Source organism: uncultured Apibacter sp., assembly GCF_946479295.1.
Classification (GTDB): domain Bacteria; phylum Bacteroidota; class Bacteroidia; order Flavobacteriales; family Weeksellaceae; genus Apibacter.
In genome coordinates this window covers 76,983-94,360 of sequence record NZ_CAMLFD010000006.1, presented here as the reverse complement: position 1 = coordinate 94,360, position 17,378 = coordinate 76,983, and the positions used below count along the sequence as shown (strand labels likewise).

18 protein-coding genes are annotated in these 17,378 nt (G+C 29.6%); 14 read left to right on the top strand and 4 right to left on the bottom strand.

The window, feature by feature from the left end; translation table 11 throughout:
- Positions 1–4 precede the first annotated feature (4 nt).
- The 6 genes from Q0T35_RS05990 (at position 5) to Q0T35_RS05965 (ending at position 5,351) form a co-directional block, all read left to right on the top strand.
- Positions 5–775, top strand: a complete 771-nt coding sequence (locus tag Q0T35_RS05990) for a C40 family peptidase (RefSeq protein WP_295841336.1) — start codon at positions 5–7, stop codon at positions 773–775.
- Positions 776–1,372 carry a ribonuclease HII gene (locus tag Q0T35_RS05985; protein ID WP_295841335.1) on the top strand — a complete coding sequence of 199 codons (597 nt, stop codon included), beginning with the start codon at positions 776–778 and terminating at the stop codon, positions 1,370–1,372. It abuts the gene before it with no gap.
- A 79-nt stretch (positions 1,373–1,451) separates the two neighbouring features.
- Entirely contained in the window at positions 1,452–2,315 is an 864-nt protein-coding gene (locus tag Q0T35_RS05980) for a UbiA prenyltransferase family protein (RefSeq protein WP_295841334.1), read from the top strand.
- A 5-nt stretch (positions 2,316–2,320) separates the two neighbouring features.
- Positions 2,321–3,640: an FAD-binding oxidoreductase gene (locus Q0T35_RS05975; RefSeq protein WP_295841333.1), complete on the top strand. Its 1,320-nt coding sequence runs from the start codon at positions 2,321–2,323 to the stop codon at positions 3,638–3,640.
- A 340-nt stretch (positions 3,641–3,980) separates the two neighbouring features.
- Complete coding sequence (locus Q0T35_RS05970; RefSeq protein WP_293916308.1) at positions 3,981–4,709, top strand: SDR family NAD(P)-dependent oxidoreductase; 729 nt, start codon at positions 3,981–3,983, stop codon at positions 4,707–4,709.
- Between the two features lie 51 nt (positions 4,710–4,760).
- The gene (locus Q0T35_RS05965) at positions 4,761–5,351 is read left to right on the top strand and encodes an HAD-IB family hydrolase (protein WP_293916310.1); all 591 of its coding nucleotides are present in this window, start codon (positions 4,761–4,763) and stop codon (positions 5,349–5,351) included.
- A gap of 53 nt (positions 5,352–5,404) precedes the next feature.
- Here the strand turns inward: Q0T35_RS05965 and Q0T35_RS05960 are convergent, their stop codons facing one another.
- The 3 genes from Q0T35_RS05960 to tyrS all read right to left on the bottom strand — a co-directional run bounded on the left by Q0T35_RS05960 (position 5,405) and on the right by tyrS (position 7,716).
- The gene (locus Q0T35_RS05960; RefSeq protein WP_293916312.1) at positions 5,405–5,830 is read right to left on the bottom strand and encodes a DUF6646 family protein; all 426 of its coding nucleotides are present in this window, start codon (positions 5,828–5,830) and stop codon (positions 5,405–5,407) included.
- Positions 5,831–5,848: 18 nt separating this feature from the next.
- On the bottom strand, positions 5,849–6,343 hold the full coding sequence (locus Q0T35_RS05955) for a hypothetical protein (RefSeq protein ID WP_293916314.1): 495 nt from the start codon (positions 6,341–6,343) through the stop codon (positions 5,849–5,851).
- Positions 6,344–6,420: 77 nt separating this feature from the next.
- Positions 6,421–7,716, bottom strand: coding sequence for a tyrosine--tRNA ligase (gene tyrS / locus Q0T35_RS05950; protein ID WP_293916316.1), 1,296 nt, complete (start codon positions 7,714–7,716; stop codon positions 6,421–6,423).
- A 220-nt stretch (positions 7,717–7,936) separates the two neighbouring features.
- Here tyrS and Q0T35_RS05945 point away from each other — a divergent pair, with 220 nt between their 5' ends.
- The 5 genes from Q0T35_RS05945 to Q0T35_RS05925 all read left to right on the top strand — a co-directional run bounded on the left by Q0T35_RS05945 (position 7,937) and on the right by Q0T35_RS05925 (position 11,903).
- Positions 7,937–8,935, top strand: coding sequence for a lipoate--protein ligase (locus Q0T35_RS05945; protein WP_295809387.1), 999 nt, complete (start codon positions 7,937–7,939; stop codon positions 8,933–8,935).
- 110 nt (positions 8,936–9,045) lie between these two features.
- On the top strand, positions 9,046–9,969 hold the full coding sequence (menA, locus tag Q0T35_RS05940) for a 1,4-dihydroxy-2-naphthoate octaprenyltransferase (RefSeq protein WP_295841331.1): 924 nt from the start codon (positions 9,046–9,048) through the stop codon (positions 9,967–9,969).
- A gap of 12 nt (positions 9,970–9,981) precedes the next feature.
- The gene (locus tag Q0T35_RS05935; protein WP_293916322.1) at positions 9,982–10,689 is read left to right on the top strand and encodes an HAD hydrolase-like protein; all 708 of its coding nucleotides are present in this window, start codon (positions 9,982–9,984) and stop codon (positions 10,687–10,689) included.
- Positions 10,690–10,691: 2 nt separating this feature from the next.
- Positions 10,692–11,174: a ribonuclease HI gene (gene rnhA / locus Q0T35_RS05930; protein WP_295809389.1), complete on the top strand. Its 483-nt coding sequence runs from the start codon at positions 10,692–10,694 to the stop codon at positions 11,172–11,174.
- Between the two features lie 84 nt (positions 11,175–11,258).
- Positions 11,259–11,903 carry a C40 family peptidase gene (locus tag Q0T35_RS05925; protein WP_293916326.1) on the top strand — a complete coding sequence of 215 codons (645 nt, stop codon included), beginning with the start codon at positions 11,259–11,261 and terminating at the stop codon, positions 11,901–11,903.
- 126 nt (positions 11,904–12,029) lie between these two features.
- Here the strand turns inward: Q0T35_RS05925 and Q0T35_RS05920 are convergent, their stop codons facing one another.
- Positions 12,030–13,652 (bottom strand): ATP-binding cassette domain-containing protein, encoded by a 1,623-nt coding sequence (locus tag Q0T35_RS05920; RefSeq protein WP_295841330.1) that lies wholly within the window; start codon positions 13,650–13,652, stop codon positions 12,030–12,032.
- Between the two features lie 45 nt (positions 13,653–13,697).
- Between Q0T35_RS05920 and smpB the strand changes: the two genes are divergently transcribed.
- The 3 genes from smpB (at position 13,698) to Q0T35_RS05905 (ending at position 17,171) form a co-directional block, all read left to right on the top strand.
- A complete protein-coding gene (smpB, locus tag Q0T35_RS05915) occupies positions 13,698–14,156 on the top strand; it encodes an SsrA-binding protein SmpB (RefSeq protein ID WP_293916330.1) in 459 nt (152 codons plus the stop codon).
- 63 nt (positions 14,157–14,219) lie between these two features.
- A complete protein-coding gene (locus Q0T35_RS05910) occupies positions 14,220–15,638 on the top strand; it encodes an OmpA family protein (protein ID WP_295841328.1) in 1,419 nt (472 codons plus the stop codon).
- A gap of 105 nt (positions 15,639–15,743) precedes the next feature.
- Entirely contained in the window at positions 15,744–17,171 is a 1,428-nt protein-coding gene (locus Q0T35_RS05905; RefSeq protein WP_295841326.1) for an OmpA family protein, read from the top strand.
- The last annotated feature ends 207 nt before the right edge of the window (positions 17,172–17,378 follow it).

Here is a 17,378-nt window from a genome sequence, read left to right as displayed (position 1 = left end):
AGTTATGAGTAAATCCATTTGTCAAGTAAGTGTTGCTCCAGTACGAAAAGAACCTTCTGATACCTCAGAAATGGTAACTCAATTGTTGTTTGGAGAACTTAGTGAAATAATAGATGTTAAACAACAATGGGTGAAAGTTAAAATTATTTTTGATGGATACGAAGGTTGGGTAGATTTTAAACAGATATACATTCTTAGTGAAATAGAATTTGCAAATTTTTCTCAGGAAAGTTCATACGTTTCGGAACCATTTAGTCTTTTGGTTCTTAATAATCAGCCATTTCCGGTTACTATAGGGGCAGAATTGCGCGGATTTATTAAAGGAAATATTTTTGAATTAGCTCCAGATAAACATTTCTTAATTGATGAAGTTTTATTAAAGGGCAAACAAAAAAAAGAGCAAATTTTAGATTTAGCATTTAGGTATATTAATACCCCTTATTTATGGGGTGGAAAAACAACGTATGGAATAGATTGTAGCGGACTAGTTCAAATGGTATATAAATTAGCTGGATATAAATTGCCAAGAGATGCAAATCAGCAAGCATTAGAAGGGCAAGTTTTAAGCTTTATAGAAGAAGCAGAACCTGGAGATTTAGCTTTTTTTGAAAATGAAGAAGGTAAGATCGTACATGTAGGTTTTATACTTCCTGATCAAAAAATTCTTCATGCTCATGGAAAAGTGCGTATTGATAGTTTGGATTATACAGGAATTTTTAATTATGATCTAAATAAATATACTCATCAATTGAGATTTATGAGAAGAATTTTTTAAATGAAAAAAAAATATTCACAATATAAGTTTGAGGCAGCTTTAGATGAAGTGGGAAGAGGTTGTTTGGCTGGTCCAGTAGTAGCTGCAGCTGTAATACTTCCTGAAGATTTTTTTAACGAAGAGATAAACGATTCTAAACAATTAAGTGAAAAGAAAAGGAAGGAGCTAGATAGTATTATTAGACAAAATGCAATTGATTATGCAATTGCAGAAGTATCACCACAAAAAATTGATGAAATTAACATTTTAAACGCTAGTTTTTTGGCAATGCATTTGGCACTGGAACAATTAAAAATTACTCCTGAATTTTTATTAATCGATGGTAATAAATTTTTAGAATATAAAAATATACCACACTGTTGCGCAATTAAGGGAGATGCTAATTTTATGAATATTGCAGCGGCATCGATTCTTGCTAAAAATTACAGAGATATTTTAATGGAAAATTTTCATGAAGATTACCCGGTATATAGTTGGAAAAGTAATAAGGGTTATCCTACAATTGCCCATAGAAAAGCAATTCTAAAATATGGAATTACATGTTTGCATAGGAAGACATTTAAGCTATTTCCTGAACAATTATCACTTAATTTTTAAGATGAATGTTTATTAGCCTATATTAGAGGGGATTATATTAAAATTAATATATTTACATAATAATTATTTTATTTTATCAGTGGAATATTTAAGGTTAATTAGAATTCATCAATGGTTTAAGAATATTTTTATTTTTCTTCCTATTTTTTTTGCCGGTAAATTATTGGATTTACATATGGTATTAATTTCAGTAGTAGCTTTTTTTTCTTTTTCATTTATTTCAAGTTCTATATATATAATTAATGATTATAAGGATATTGAATATGACAAGATGCATCCGGTGAAAAAAAATAGACCTTTAGCATCTGGGAAAATAAAAATAAATCAAGCATTTATAGTTTTCTCACTATTATTTTTTAGCGCCTATTTTATGTGCTTCATTATCCAATCTTGGGAGGTAGCCTTCCTAATAACTATTTATTTTCTTATGAATTTGGCTTATAGTTATAAATTAAAGCAAATTGCAATTATTGATGTAATTATAATAGCTATAGGTTTTTTGTTAAGAATTTATGTAGGAGGTTTTTCAGTCAGTCTACCTATATCTGTTTGGGCAATTTTAGTTACCTTTTTCTTAGCATTAATTATGGCCATTGCTAAAAGAAGAGGAGAATTAATAAATGTACAAATAACCGGCCAAACAAGAAAAGCCTTAAATGGATATAATCTTCAATTTATAGATGTAGCTATTACGGTTGTTTCTACCTGTTTTGTCGTATGCTATATTATGTATACCTTAGATCCGGTGATTAAAAAAAATTTTCATGAATACATTATTTATACAACGTTATTTGTAGTTATAGGAATTCTTAGATATTTACAATTAACCTTTGTATATAATAAAACAGAGTCACCTACTAAAGTAGTATATAAAGATTTGTTCCTTCAAATAGATTTAATCTTATGGTTGATAATGGTTTTTATTCTTAAATATTTAAATTAATTTTTATGAGTAATGCAGAAAATAAACAAAATGTAACTAACTGGGGAAAATATCCTAAAGTTAAAACTAATTTTCATGTTACATCTGACATACTAAAGATAAAAAAAATAATTACAAAAAGTAACTCTATAATTGCTAGAGGCAACGGGAGATCGTATGGTGATAATTCATTAAATAATGATAATATATTATCAACCTTGCATTTGAATAAATTTATATTTTTTGATAGGGAAAATGGTATTTTCGAATGTGAATCAGGAGTTATATTGTCTGATATTCTTGATGTTATTGTTCCTGAAGGATATTTCTTACCTGTTACACCAGGTACGAAATTAATAACGGTTGGAGGGGCTATAGGATCTGATGTACATGGAAAAAATAATCATTCAGAAGGATGTTTTGGAGATTATCTTATTGATTTTAAAATTATAACTCAGGATGGAGAGCTAAGAAAGTGTTCTCCCACAGAAAATTCCGATTTATTTTGGAATACCATTGGAGGCATGGGATTAACAGGAGTCATTATTTCGGCTCGATTCAGTTTAAAGAGAATACAAACTGCTTATATTAATCAAAAAGTATTAAAGGCCGATAATTTAGAGGAAATATTTAAATTTTTTGATGAATCGGAAGACTGGACCTATAGTGTAGCATGGATTGATTGTTTACAAAAGGGAGCAAAAATGGGTAGATCTATATTAATGGTAGGAGAACATGCTAAATTATCTGAATTACCTACTAAATGGGGGAGAAATCCATTAAAGCCTAAGAAAAAATTCAAATTGAATGTACCTTTTGATTTCCCTTCCTTCATTTTAAATACATGGAGTGTTAAAGCATTTAATTATTTATATTATTTCAAACAAAGAAAGAAAATCATTAGTAATATTGTCGATTATGATACTTTCTTCTATCCCCTGGATGCTATAAATAATTGGAATAGGATATATGGTAAAAATGGATTTATTCAATATCAATTTATTATTCCTAAAAAAGTTGGAAAAGAAGGAATGACAAAAATTTTAAAAGCAATAGCTAAAAGTGGTCAAGGATCTTTTCTTGCAGTATTAAAATTATATAAAAAAGGAAATCTAAAAGCTCATAATTCTTTTCCTATTGATGGTTATAGCTTGGCTTTAGATTTCAAAATAAATAAAAAATTACCTTTATTAGTAAGGGAATTGGATGAAATTGTTGAATATTATGGAGGAAGAATTTATTTGGCAAAAGATTCCATGTCCAATAAATCTTTAATAGATTATGTAAAAGTTCCTCAAACTAATAAATTTGATTCGTTGCAAAGAAAAAGGATAGAAAATTATTAATCTTATATGAAAGATTATAATGAATAATATATAGATTTGTTATCATTTCAACTCTTAGCTTCCTCATAATTCCATTGTTTAATTCTACATAAGGAAATTATTTGGGATTCAGTTTCGTATTTTAAAATAAATAGAAATTCTAGAGAGATTATTGCAATTGGTTGTTTGAATAATAAAATACATCTAAAAAATAAAAATAAATTGAATGTTTTGTACCTATTTACAACTAAGTCGCATAGATGCAAATATAGTCAGATCAATAAACCCTGATTTTTAAAATGATCCAAAAAGGTAATTTAATTAATAGTAAAAGTTTAATTTTATATAATTTAAAGATGAAATGATAATACTAGGAGCAACTTCAGATATTTCTCAAGCATTTGTTGACAAATTTCTCACAGTAGGTAATAAAAAGTATTCTAAAATATATTTAATAACATCAAATCCTGGTGAAACAGAAAGAATTTCAAAGCATCTATTAGTTAAGCATAAACAAGATTCAGAAATCATCAAATTTGATTTAATACAAGATTCGGATTATTCTGTTTTTGATACTATAGAATCTGACCTATTGTTTTGTGCAACAGGATTTTTAGGTAAAAATACGGATGAAGGTTTATACGATGAGATAAATACACAAAGAATAATTAAAATAAATTATTCTAAACTAGTTCCCTTAGTAAGTTATTTTGCTAAAAAATTTGAACTTAAAGGATCAGGAACTATTATTGGATTATCTTCTGTTGCCGGACTTCGTGGTAGGCAAAGTAATTTTATATACGGAAGTTCAAAAGCTGGATTTATGATTTATTTAGATGGTTTACGAAATTATCTTTATCATAAAAATGTTCATGTTATGACGGTTCTTCCTGGTTTTATGGATACAAAAATGACGATAGGATTGACATTGCCTAAAGCTTTAACTGCTACACCACAAAAAGCCGCAGAGATAATTTATAGGGCATATAAGAAGAAAAAAAATAAAATATATGTTACAGGTATTTGGTGGTATATAATGACAATAGTAAAAAATGTTCCAGAATTTATTTTTAAAAAATTGAAAATGTAATATTCATAGGAAAAATTTAAACTCTCAACAAAAAAGAAAGAATCAATTTTAATGGAAGAAAATAGATTATATCTCTTTGATTTCGATGGAACAATAACTACTAAAGATACTTTGTTTGATTTTTTACAAGTTTCATTTCCTTACAGCTATAAAAATGTTTTTATAAAGTTTATTCCGTTATTTATACTAGTAAGATTTAAATTGTTGAATGCCGGAAAAATTAAACAACAATTTATTTCACAATTTTTAAAAGGTAAAACTTATATAGAAATTGAAGAGTTAGCGCAACAATATTTTGAATTAAGAAAAAACGATTTGATAAGACCTAAAGCATGGAGATATATAAAAGATTTGTCAAATGAAGCGAATAAATATATTGTTACGGCCTCTCTTGATATATGGGTTAAACCATTTGCAAAATATTTAGGACTTCGTCTAATTTCAACAAAAGCAGAATTCATAGAGGGTATTTTTACTGGTAAATTTGTAACACCTAATTGTAATTGTCAGCAGAAAGTGGTTAGAATTGTAGGAGAAATTCAATTAGCCAGATTTTTAAAAATATATGCCTTTGGAGACAGTAAAGGAGATAAATATATGCTGGAATTAGCTACAAATCCCCATTTTCGATACTTTGAATAAAAAAAGTAATCTTATATAAATTAAGATTACTTTCCTAATATATTTTTTTAATTTTATAAATTTATGATAATCCCAAGTGAGCCGTGGCTACCTAGTTCTGCAAATGCACCAAACCTATCATCGAAGAAATATCGATAACCAATATGAGCATCTATACCAAAGCCTTCATTTCTTCCTCCTATATTTATACCGGGATATAGATCCATATTTTTAGGAAGGTCTAAAAGATCATTTAAGTGAAAATTAGCACGCCCGAAAATAAAAAAATTATCATCATCGTCACTCCAGTAAAGGTCTGCTCCAGCTCCTAAAGAAAGCCAATCCATTACTCCATAATCATAGGAAGCGGTAATTCCAGTTCCGTACCCGAAGGCGTTAATTCCTAACTGCATTTTTTGGTCGTGTATACCACTAAAACTTTGTGCATGGGTAAATGATATCATTCCCAAAATATAAAAGAGAGCTATTATTTTTTTCATTTATTTAAATAATTCAAATTAATCATCTATTTCTAAGATATCATTTATAAAAGAGCATGATACCTTAAAACGTATCGGTTCATCTTGAGTGATAAAATCTTCACAATAGCCTTGCCATATTAGTTTTAAATTACCTTGTTCATCTTTTCCGAATTTTAATTCATTGTTATCAGTTTCCAAATCTTCTTCATCATTTAAATTCAGATTAGTATAATACAACTCTTCTACCTCCCCATTTTCATTTTCTTTTTCTTCATAAGAAGGTATCTGAAATGATTTTCCACATAGTTGTTGAATAGTCTTTACTGGAATTTCAAAATCTTCTATAGAAAAAGATACCTGCGGATATTCATTTTGAAATGAATCTTCCTCAACGTGATCCAAATCATCGTCTGATTCTACCTCAACGACTAAGGTGTTCTTCTTATTAAGAAAAACAACCTTACAAAAACATTTCCTGATGTGATACACTAAGGTTTCATCAGGGTGATAAAACTTAATAAGACCTTTCATCTGATTGTTATATTACGTATTACAAAAATATATATTGTGTTTTTTTAGATTTTAATTTAAAATATGAACTTTTTTTATTAAAGACCTTTTAAAATAAAATATGATTTTTTTCCTCTTTGAAGTAAAACGTATTTTCCTTGAATTAAGTCTTTGCTATTGATAATAAAATCTTCTTTTACTTTTTCTTGATTCACAGAAATTGAATTTTCCTTTAAGGCCCTCTTCGCTTCATTTTTTGATGATAGAAAACCACTCACCTCAGACAAAGCATCAAGAATTGAAATTCCTTTATTTAGTTCTTCTAAAAAAACTTCTTTTTGAGGAACTCCTTCAAATAATGATAAAAATGTATTTTCATCTAAAGATAAAAAATCTTCTTTTGTAGATTTACCAAATAGGATAGATGAAGCTTTGATTGCCTTTTCTGTTTCCTCTTTTCCATGTACCCAAATGGTGACTTCTTCGGCTAGTTTTTTTTGCAAGATTCTTAGAGATGGATTATCTTGATGAATTTTTATTAATGATTCAATTTCGTCTTTTGATAGGAATGTATAAATCTTTATGTATTTTTCCGCATCAATATCCGTTATATTAAGCCAAAATTGATAAAATTTAAAGACAGAAGTTTTGTTTTCATCTAACCATATGTTTTCTCCTCCCTCACTTTTACCGAATTTGGTGCCATTTGCTTTAGTAGTTAAAGGACAAGTTAAGGCGAAGGCTTCTTCTCCGATTTTTTTTCTAATAAGTTCTGTCCCTGTTGTCAAATTACCCCATTGATCGGAACCGCCCATTTGAAGCTTTACGCCCATTTCTTTATACATATGATAAAAATCAAATCCTTGTAAAAGCTGATAGGTAAATTCTGTAAAAGACATGCCTTCTTGGTATTCTCCATTTAATCTTTTTTTAACGGAGTCTTTTGCCATCATATAATTAACGGTAATGTGCTTACCGATATCTCTTGCAAAATCTAAAAATGTAATATCCTTCATCCAATCATAATTATTTACCATGATAGCAGAATTTGGCTTGTTACTGTCAAAATCTAAAAATCTTTCAAGTTGAGATTTTATCCCTAAGAGATGTTTTTGTAAAGTTTCATGATCCTGTAAATTACGTTCTGAACTTTTTCCGGATGGATCCCCAATCATACCTGTCGAACCTCCAACTAAGGCAACAGGCTTATGTCCATGCCTTTGAAAATGAACTAAAAGTAATATAGGTACTAGGCTACCCACATGTAGAGAATCAGCGGTTGGATCAAAACCGATATATCCCAACGTTAGTTCCTTATTTAATTGTTCTTCTGTCCCCGGGATTAAATTATGAATCAATCCCCTCCAAGTTAACTCCTCAATAAAAGAATTCATATGATAGATTTTTCAACAGGCAAATTTATAATTTTTCGCTTAATATGATCTATTTATAGGCGTAAAATATAGTTTTTTGCCGTTTTAACTAAATAAATTTAAATATATACTATAATATTTATAAGTAACTTTAATTTATTATTGAGTAATATAAGCCCCTTTATAAATTCTAAAAAAGAGTATAAGCGTATTTATTGTATTTTTGATCAAAAAAATTAGAATGTTATTTGTAGATAATAAAAACAATTACGATCCTGAAATAAATCTTGCCATTGAACAATATCTAGTAATGAATCTGCCAATAGAAGAAAATTCATATTTACTTTTCTATATAAATGATCCTTCCATAATTATTGGTAAGCACCAAAATACCATCGAAGAAATAAATACAGAATATGTAGACAAAAAAAATATAAAAGTAGTAAGAAGACTATCGGGAGGAGGAGCAGTGTATCATGATAGAGGAAATCTTAATTTTAGTTTTATTACTAAAAACGATGGAAACAGCTTTTCCAATTACCAAAGATATTTAAATCCGGTCATTAAAGCATTACAACAGATGGGGGTAAATGCAGAAATAAAAGGAAGAAATGATATTTTGGTAGGAGATAAAAAAATAAGTGGAAATGCTCAATTTGCAACCAATAAAAGAATGTTTACCCACGGAACTTTGTTGTTCAATAGCAACATGGATGAAGTGAGTACATCCTTAAAAGTTAGAAAAGATAAAATCGAATCTAAAGGAATTAAATCCATTAGGAGCAGGGTAGCCAATATTACAGATTATATTACAACGGAATTAACCATAGAAGAATTTAGAGATAAGCTTTTATTATCTATTTTTAATGTTGATTCTATTAAGGACATCACTAAGTATGAATTGACAGAGTCAGATTGGAGTCAAATTAGAAAAATATCACAAGAAAGATATGCAAATTGGGAATGGAACTTTGGGCGTTCGCCTAAATTTTATATGGAACGAACTCAAAGGTTTCCTATTGGCTCTATTGACTTAAAATTAAATGTTGAAGATGGAATAATTACTGCGATAAAGATTTATGGAGATTTTTTCGGAGTAGGTAATTTAGAAGATATTGAGAATAAACTCATCGGTAAGAAATACACCAAACAATCCGTTGCCGAATCATTAAGAGGACTGGATCTTTCCTTATATTTCGGTAAAATAACGTTAGAAGAATTTCTTACTCTAATATATTAACACTTGAAGAACCGATAAAAATGTAACTGATAGCTCTTAGTTTAATTCAAATCAATAATAATATTAAATAATGTATTTTTGTAATTAATATGAAAATTTGAGACAAATAGATGAAAAATTGGATCGAAGCAGCTAGATTAAGAACTTTACCGCTTTCTCTCAGTGGGATTATTTTAGGAGGATTACTCGCCAAATGGAAAGGAGATTTTGATGGAATTATTTTTGGGCTCTCTTGCCTTACTACTATATTGTTCCAAATTCTATCAAATTTTGCTAATGATTATGGAGATGGAACCAAAGGAACAGATAATGAACTAAGAGTAGGTCCAGCTCGTGCTATTCAGTCCGGAGCCATATCTCAATCAGCCATGTTTCAGGGAATTGTTATTACTATAATTCTTTCTTTATTTTCCTCTGTAGCTCTATTATGGTATACTTTTATTCCAACCTATAAAAAAGACTTTTTTATTTTTATAGGATTAGGAATAGCATGTGTTTTAGCAGCTATATTTTATACCATGGGGAAGAAACCGTATGGATATATGGGATTAGGAGATGTATTCGTATTCATCTTTTTTGGATGGGTTTCCGTCCTCGGAAGCGATTTTTTATATTCCAAAACTTTTACATGGGACAATTTACTTCCTGCCTCTGCCGTTGGATTATTTAGCGTTGCCGTATTAAATCTAAATAATATGAGAGATATTAATTCGGATAAAATCAGTAATAAAAAAACTTTAGCATTGCGTTTAGGATATCAAAATGCTAAATACTATCAAATGGTATTGATGAATCTTCCTTTCATACTATGCCTTATATTCTTACTTATACATCAGAATGAATTTATTGTTAAGCTTGAAAGTTGGTCCTCTTTGAAACCCTTTTTATTTTTTATATTATTTATTCCTAATACTATATTGCGTAGAAAAATTTTATATACGAAAAATCCTAAAGACCTGGATCTCTATATGAAGCCTACCGCTCTATTGGCTTTATTTTTTGCAGTTTTTTTTGGAATGGGATTAAGCCTTTAAAACATAAAATAAATGGAAAGAAAAATAAAACATATATTTTTTGACCTGGATAATACACTTTGGGATACAGATAAAAATTCAATGTTAACCCTTAAAAGTATATATGAGAACTTGAAAATAAAGGAGAATCATAAACTGGAATTTTCAGATTTTTTTTCAAGCTATTACATTAGAAACGAAAATCTTTGGGCCTTATATAGACAAAATAAGGTAAGTAAACAGGATATATTGGAAAAAAGATTTAAAGATACGTTTCTTGAATTCCATATAAATGATGAAAATTTATGGAAAAATTTTGACGATTATTTTCTCACTAAAATTATGGAAAATAATAATTTAATAGAAAATGCAGAAGAAATATTAGATTATTTAGTAACAAAGGGGTATATATTGCATATAGTTTCCAACGGTTTTATAGAACAAACTAATCAAAAAATTCAAGATACTATTATTAAAGATTATATTACCACAGTAACCAGTGGGGAGGAAATAAATAAAAGAAAGCCGGCTAAAGAAGTATTTGAGTTGGGAATTAAAAAAGCCAATGCTTCAGTAAATGATTCCGCTTTTATAGGAGACGATTGGGAAGCTGATGTCATGGGGGCTCTAAAAACAGGGATGTTTCCCATATATTTTAACTATAAAAAAGAGAATTATAATAAAACTACTGAATTTCCTATAATCAAAGATTTATTAGAATTAAAAAATATCTTTAACTAGATATGATAGAAATTTATACAGACGGAGCTTCTTCGGGAAATCCCGGAAAAGGGGGATATGGAATTGTAATGATTCTTAAAGGAACTTCCTATGAAAAAAACTTTTCGGAAGGATTTCGTTTGACTACTAACAATAGAATGGAGTTACTGGCTGTCATCACTGCTTTAGAAAAAATAAATAAATCCAATCAAGAAGTAGAAATATACTCAGATTCTAAATATGTGGTAGATGCCATAACTAAAAATTGGATTTATGGTTGGGAGAAAAAAAAATTTGATAAAGTAAAAAATTCGGATTTATGGATTCGATTTTTAAAGATTTATAGAAAACATAAAGTGACATTTCACTGGATTAAAGGGCATTTCGGACATTCTAACAATGAAAAAGCAGATAAATTAGCAACTAATGCAGCTAAAGGAGATAAACTTTCCATTGATATTGTATACGAAAAGCTTATGTCGGATAAAAAAGATATATTTAATTGACAAAAATTATATGTTAATAAATCAGCAATTATTTGTTAAAAAAAGTTTATAATTTAGCGCGAGGAATCTAATAAAATAAATTGTATGAAAAAAGAGGTTATAATCTATTGCTCAATAATATTGTTTCTTACATTATTAACATCTTGTGTATCATATGAGGCCACTGCATCAAATAAATCAAAGCATGCTAATTCCAATAGATATACCTATAATACAAATAAAACAAGACATCATACAACCAATTCAAAACCTCCACATAGTACTACTACTACCCATGGTAATAAACCGGTGAAGAAAGAACCTCATCACGAATCCAAAAAAAATGAAGTAAACAAACCAAGAAAAACAACGGATGTAAATTTAGTTCTTAAAGAGGCTGAAAAATATAAAGGAACTCCTTATAAATATGGAGGAAATTCCTTTAGTGGAATTGATTGTTCTGGTTTAGTTTGTAATGCATATAAAAAAATTAATATAAAATTACCAAGACGTTCAATTGATATGTCTAATACGGGAAAAAATGTTAGTATATCTAATATAAAAGAAGGTGATTTGTTGTTTTTTATTACGGGAGGCAGTTCTATCAATCATGTAGGGATCGTCTATAACATTTCTAGCTCGGGAAAAATTTCATTTATACACGCTTCTACTTCAAAAGGAGTAATTATAAGTTCTTTAGGGGAATCTTATTGGAAAAGTAAATTTAAAAAAGCTCAGCGAATATTATAATTAAAACTAACAAAAATTCATTTCCTCTTAAAAAGCTATAGTTATAAAAAAACCTTTTAATCTTATTTTAGACTAAAAGGTTCTCATCATTTATATATTTTAATTTTTAATCAATAGGCAACTATCTTAGCTATAATATTGAGCTTTAAGTTCTTTTACTTTTGTGTCCGATAAATATTCATCATAATTCATATATCTGTCAATAATTCCTTTAGGTGTTAGTTCAATGATCCTGTTACAAACAGTTGACAATAATTCATGGTCATGAGAAGAAAGTAAAATAGTACCTTTAAAATTGGTTAATGAATTATTCAAAGCTGTTATACTTTCCAAATCTAGATGATTAGTAGGCTCATCAAGAAGTAAAACATTAGCTTTAAATAACATCATTCTTGAAAACATACAGCGCATTTTCTCACCCCCTGACAGAACTTTACAAGATTTTAAAGCCTCATCACCACTGAAAAGCATTTTCCCTAAAAATCCACGGATATATTCTTCATGTCTTTCCTCATCTGTGTTTACATATTGTCTAAGCCAGTCAACAAGATTATCGTCAGATTGAAAGTATTTGGTATTATCTAAAGGTAGATAGCTTTGCTTTGTTGTAATCCCCCAAGAATAGCTTCCTTTATCAGGTTTAGAATCTCCCGATAGTATTTGAAAGAATTCAGTAATAGCTAAAGAGTTTTTAGATAAGACCGCAATTTTATCACCTTTTTTAAGATTAAGATCTATATTGCTAAACAATAACTCTCCATCCTTAGTTTTCTCCAGCTCCTTTACCTCTAATATTTGATCTCCGGCTTCCCTCTCTTGTTCAAAAATAATTGCCGGATATCTTCTAGAAGAAGGTTTTATATCCTCAATATTTAATTTTTCGATCATTTTTTTACGAGCAGTGGCCTGTTTCGCTTTAGCAACATTAGAGCTAAATCTGGAAATAAATTCCTGAAGTTCTTTCTTTTTTTCTTCAGCCTTTTTGTTTTGTTGAGCCCTTTGACGTGCTGCTAATTGGCTTGCCTCATACCAAAAAGAGTAGTTTCCGGTATATAAATTCAATTTTCCGAAATCAAGATCGCAGGTATGAGTACATACCGCGTCCAAAAAGTGTCTGTCGTGAGAAACAACAATTACCGTATTTTCATATCCCGCAAGAAAGTCTTCTAACCAAGATATAGTTTCAATATCCAAATCATTGGTAGGCTCATCTAAAATAAGAACATCTGGATTTCCAAATAGTGCTTGAGCCAATAAAACCCTTACTTTATCAGCATTTTCCAATTCAGACATCATTTTATAATGAGCGTCATCTTTTATCCCTAGATTTGATAGTAATGTTCCTGCATCAGATTCAGCATTCCAACCTCCCATTTCTTCATAAATTACACCTAGTTCTCCAGCCTTTACACCATCTTCATCAGAAAAATCTGGTTTCGCATATAAAGCATCCATTTCTTCTTTTATATGGAAAAGTTTTTGATTCCCTTTTATAACTGTTTCTAAAACAGGATAAGCGTCATAAGCAAAGTGATTTTGTTCCAATACGGACATTCTTTTATCTGTTTCAAGGCTAACACTCCCCGTAGTTGGTTCTACATCTCCGGAAAGAATTTTTAAAAATGTTGATTTTCCTGCTCCATTAGCTCCGATAATTCCGTAACAGTTTCCTTTCGTAAATTTTACATTAACCTCATCAAAGAGTACTCTTTTTCCAAATTGTAAAGATAAATTTGATACTGTAAGCATATACTTTAATAAATTTGTACAAAAGTACTAAGAAAAAGTTTGATTATGAAATTTGAAAATAAAGTAAACGTATTAAATAGGAAGGCTCGATTTAACTATGAATTGTTAGATAAATATGAGGCCGGATTAATTTTACATGGAACGGAAATAAAATCTATAAGATTAGGTAAAGCTAGCATAGCAGAAAGCTTTTGTCAATTCATAAATGGCGAATTATATGTAATAAACATGACAATTGATGAATATCATTTCGGAACCAGATATAACCATACAATAAAAAGGGAAAGAAAACTGTTATTACATAAAAAAGAAATAAACAAATTGTTAAGGAAAACTAAAGAAACAGGCCTTACCATTGTTCCTACAAAATTGTATATCAATGATAAAGGATGGGCGAAAGTCCAAGTTTACTTGGCGAGAGGTAAGAAATTATTTGATAAAAGACAAGCGATAAAAGAAAGAGAAACAAAAAGAAATATTAATAGAATGATAAATAAATATTAATTTTTTCTTGGGAGTTAGATAATAAAAATGTTACTTTGCAACCTAAAAATTAGATTTTTATATATGAAAAAGTTCAATTTGTTACTTACAGGATTGGCTACAACGTTAGCAACTACTGTATTTGCTCAAAACATTTCGGATAAGTGGTATATCGGAATTGGAGCACATGCAGTAGACCATACTTCTGTTCGTGGTATCTTTGACGGATATTTTGATACCGATGATTATAGTATTGTACCACCGTTGTCTAAGTTAACAGTTGCCAGAAGCATTGCTAAAAATTTTGCAGTTGACTTGCAAGCTTCAATTGGAGAAATAGACAATAAAAGATTAAAGATTAAAGACGAATTTTTTGTTTTAGCAGGTTTAGGTATTAGATTTACACCACTTAGTGAATCTAAGTCATTAAAATGGCTAGATCCATATGTAAGAGTAGGTGCAAACTACCATAAATATTCTTATAAAGGAATAAAAATTGTTGAAGATGATCCATCTACTCATTTAGATGCATATGATAACGATTATAACCCTAAAAAAAATTACAAATTAGGTGGAAAATTTACCGGACATGACAATAATTTTATATTAAATGGAGGAGTAGGTATTAACTTTTGGGTTACTAAAAACGTCGGTTTAAATATAGAATCTCAATATAACTGGGCAACAGCATATTCTAAAGATTATATAAACTTCTTCCAACATTCCGCTTCCATAATTTTTAAATTCGGAGCTAAGAAAGAAGAACCATTACCGCCACCACCGGTTGAAGAAGAAGAGCCAGTACCAAGTGATAGAGATGGAGACGGTATTCCAGATGATGAAGACAGATGTCCTGATACTCCGGGATTACCACAATTCCAAGGATGTCCTGATACAGACGGTGACGGTATTCCTGATGGTGAAGACAGATGTCCAAATGCAGCAGGGCCAGCACAATTCCAAGGATGTCCTGATACAGACGGTGACGGTATTCCTGATATAGATGATGCTTGTCCAACAGTAAAAGGACCGATTGAAAATAAAGGTTGTCCTTGGGAAACTAAAGACGTTACTTTCAGATTGAAAAATATCAACTTTGAATTTAATAGTTCCAAATTAACCGCAGAATCTTTACCATTAGTTAAAGACGCAGCTAAATTATTAAATGATGATAGCTTTGAAGGTAAAAAATTCTTTGTAGACGGACACACCGATAGAGTAGGATCTGTAGCAGCTAATAATAGAATATCTAAACAAAGAGCTCAATCTGTAGTTAATGAATTGATCAATGAAGGTGTAGGAAAAGATAGATTGGTAGCAAGAGGATTTGGTAAATCAGAATTGTTATGTAAACAAGCTGATATAAAAACTAAGAAAGATGAAGAAGGAAATGTTCTTTATCCAGACCAAGAATCTTGTGATAGATCTAATAGAAGAGTAGTTGTCTTAGATCAATCAGGGGATAATGTTTCAGTTACTAAAGAAGTAAAAATTAGAAAATAATAAATTAGTAAATAAAAAAACCATCCTTAATGGGGATGGTTTTTTTATATATTGGAATAGAATTTGTTTAGTAGAATAAAATAAATCATAGTAGTTAGATTAAGTATGAAAAAAATTAAATTATTGATTACAATAGGAGCTGTTATAATGGCCTTTGTAACAAAAGCTCAGAATACTACGGAAAAGTGGTATGTGGGGATTGGGATGCATGCTACTGACCATACGTCAGTGCAAGGTATCTTTGACGGGTATTTTGATACCGATGATTATAGTTTTTCTTTTCCATTATCAAAAATAACGGTAGCCAGAAGCATTGCTAAAAACTTTGCAGTTGATTTACAAGCTTCTATAAGCGATATGGATAATAAAAGACTAAAAATAAAAGATGAATTTTTTGTTTTAGCAGGTTTAGGTCTTAGATTTACACCACTTAGCGAATCTAAATCATTAAGATGGCTAGATCCATATGTAAGAGTAGGTGCAAATTACCATAAATATTCTTATAAAGGAATAAAAATTGTTGAAGATGATCCATCTACTCATTTAGATGCGTACGATGATGACTATAATCCTGATAAAAATTACAAATTAGGTGGGAAATTTACTGGTAAAGATGATATGTTTGTAGTAAATGGAGGAGTAGGTATTAACTTTTGGTTTACTAGAAATTTTGGTTTAAACATTGAGTCTCAATATAACTGGGTAACCAATCAATCAAAAAATTATTCTGACTTCTTCCAACATTCCGCATCATTAATATTTAAATTCGGAGCTAAGAAAGAAGAACAATTACCACCACCACCACCACCGGAAGCACCTAGCGATAGAGATGGAGACGGTATTCCAGATGATGAAGACAGATGTCCTGATACTCCGGGATTACCACAATTCCAAGGATGTCCTGATACAGACGGTGACGGTATTCCTGATGGTGAAGACAGATGTCCAAATGCAGCAGGGCCAGCACAATTCCAAGGATGTCCTGATACAGACGGTGATGGTATTCCTGATATAGATGATGCTTGTCCAACAGTAAAAGGACCGATCGATAATAACGGTTGCCCTTGGGAAACAAAAGACGTTACATTCAAATTAAAAAATATAAACTTTGAATTTAACAGTTCTAAATTGACAGCAGAATCTTTACCATTAGTTAAAGATGCAGCTAAAATGTTGAACGATGATAGCTTTGAAGGTAAAAAATTCTTTGTAGACGGACACACCGATAAAGTTGGATCAGTAGCAGTAAACAATAGAATATCCAAACAAAGAGCTCAATCTGTAGTTAATGAATTAGTAAAAAATGATGTAAGTAAAGATAGATTGATAGCTAGAGGATTTGGTAAATCAGAATTGTTATGTAAACAAGCAGATATCAATACTAAGAAAGATGATAAAGGAAATATACTTTATCCTGATCAAGAAACTTGTGATAGAGAAAACAGAAGAGTTGTGATCTTAGATCAAACCGGTTCTAAAGTTTCAATTACTGAAGAAATTAAAGTAAAATCTTCTAACAATAAGAGAAAATAATTTAATAAACTCAGTTTAAAATAAAAAAGTCATCCAAATTTTGGATGACTTTTTTATTAATACGTATTTTGATATTAAAAATTTTTTCTGTTAAAGATAATTACTAAGAAAAGGTTTAAAAAATTATAGATATTTCCTCTATTTTTTTGATCATGATAACAGATAACATATGCTATTTTAGTTAACTTTGTATTCAAATAATAAATA

Coding starts and splice junctions, on each gene's coding strand:
- tyrS (WP_293916316.1), bottom strand. CDS start 7,716: ATGAATTCTTTTATTGAGGAGTTAACTTGGAGGGGATTGATTCATAAT.
- smpB (WP_293916330.1), top strand. CDS start 13,698: ATGAAATTTGAAAATAAAGTAAACGTATTAAATAGGAAGGCTCGATTT.
- Q0T35_RS05945 (WP_295809387.1), top strand. CDS start 7,937: ATGTTATTTGTAGATAATAAAAACAATTACGATCCTGAAATAAATCTT.
- rnhA (WP_295809389.1), top strand. CDS start 10,692: ATGATAGAAATTTATACAGACGGAGCTTCTTCGGGAAATCCCGGAAAA.
- Q0T35_RS05975 (WP_295841333.1), top strand. CDS start 2,321: ATGAGTAATGCAGAAAATAAACAAAATGTAACTAACTGGGGAAAATAT.
- Q0T35_RS05990 (WP_295841336.1), top strand. CDS start 5: ATGAGTAAATCCATTTGTCAAGTAAGTGTTGCTCCAGTACGAAAAGAA.
- Q0T35_RS05925 (WP_293916326.1), top strand. CDS start 11,259: ATGAAAAAAGAGGTTATAATCTATTGCTCAATAATATTGTTTCTTACA.
- Q0T35_RS05935 (WP_293916322.1), top strand. CDS start 9,982: ATGGAAAGAAAAATAAAACATATATTTTTTGACCTGGATAATACACTT.
- Q0T35_RS05985 (WP_295841335.1), top strand. CDS start 776: ATGAAAAAAAAATATTCACAATATAAGTTTGAGGCAGCTTTAGATGAA.
- Q0T35_RS05955 (WP_293916314.1), bottom strand. CDS start 6,343: ATGAAAGGTCTTATTAAGTTTTATCACCCTGATGAAACCTTAGTGTAT.
- Q0T35_RS05965 (WP_293916310.1), top strand. CDS start 4,761: ATGGAAGAAAATAGATTATATCTCTTTGATTTCGATGGAACAATAACT.
- menA (WP_295841331.1), top strand. CDS start 9,046: ATGAAAAATTGGATCGAAGCAGCTAGATTAAGAACTTTACCGCTTTCT.
- Q0T35_RS05920 (WP_295841330.1), bottom strand. CDS start 13,652: ATGCTTACAGTATCAAATTTATCTTTACAATTTGGAAAAAGAGTACTC.
- Q0T35_RS05910 (WP_295841328.1), top strand. CDS start 14,220: ATGAAAAAGTTCAATTTGTTACTTACAGGATTGGCTACAACGTTAGCA.
- Q0T35_RS05960 (WP_293916312.1), bottom strand. CDS start 5,830: ATGAAAAAAATAATAGCTCTCTTTTATATTTTGGGAATGATATCATTT.
- Q0T35_RS05970 (WP_293916308.1), top strand. CDS start 3,981: ATGATAATACTAGGAGCAACTTCAGATATTTCTCAAGCATTTGTTGAC.
- Q0T35_RS05905 (WP_295841326.1), top strand. CDS start 15,744: ATGAAAAAAATTAAATTATTGATTACAATAGGAGCTGTTATAATGGCC.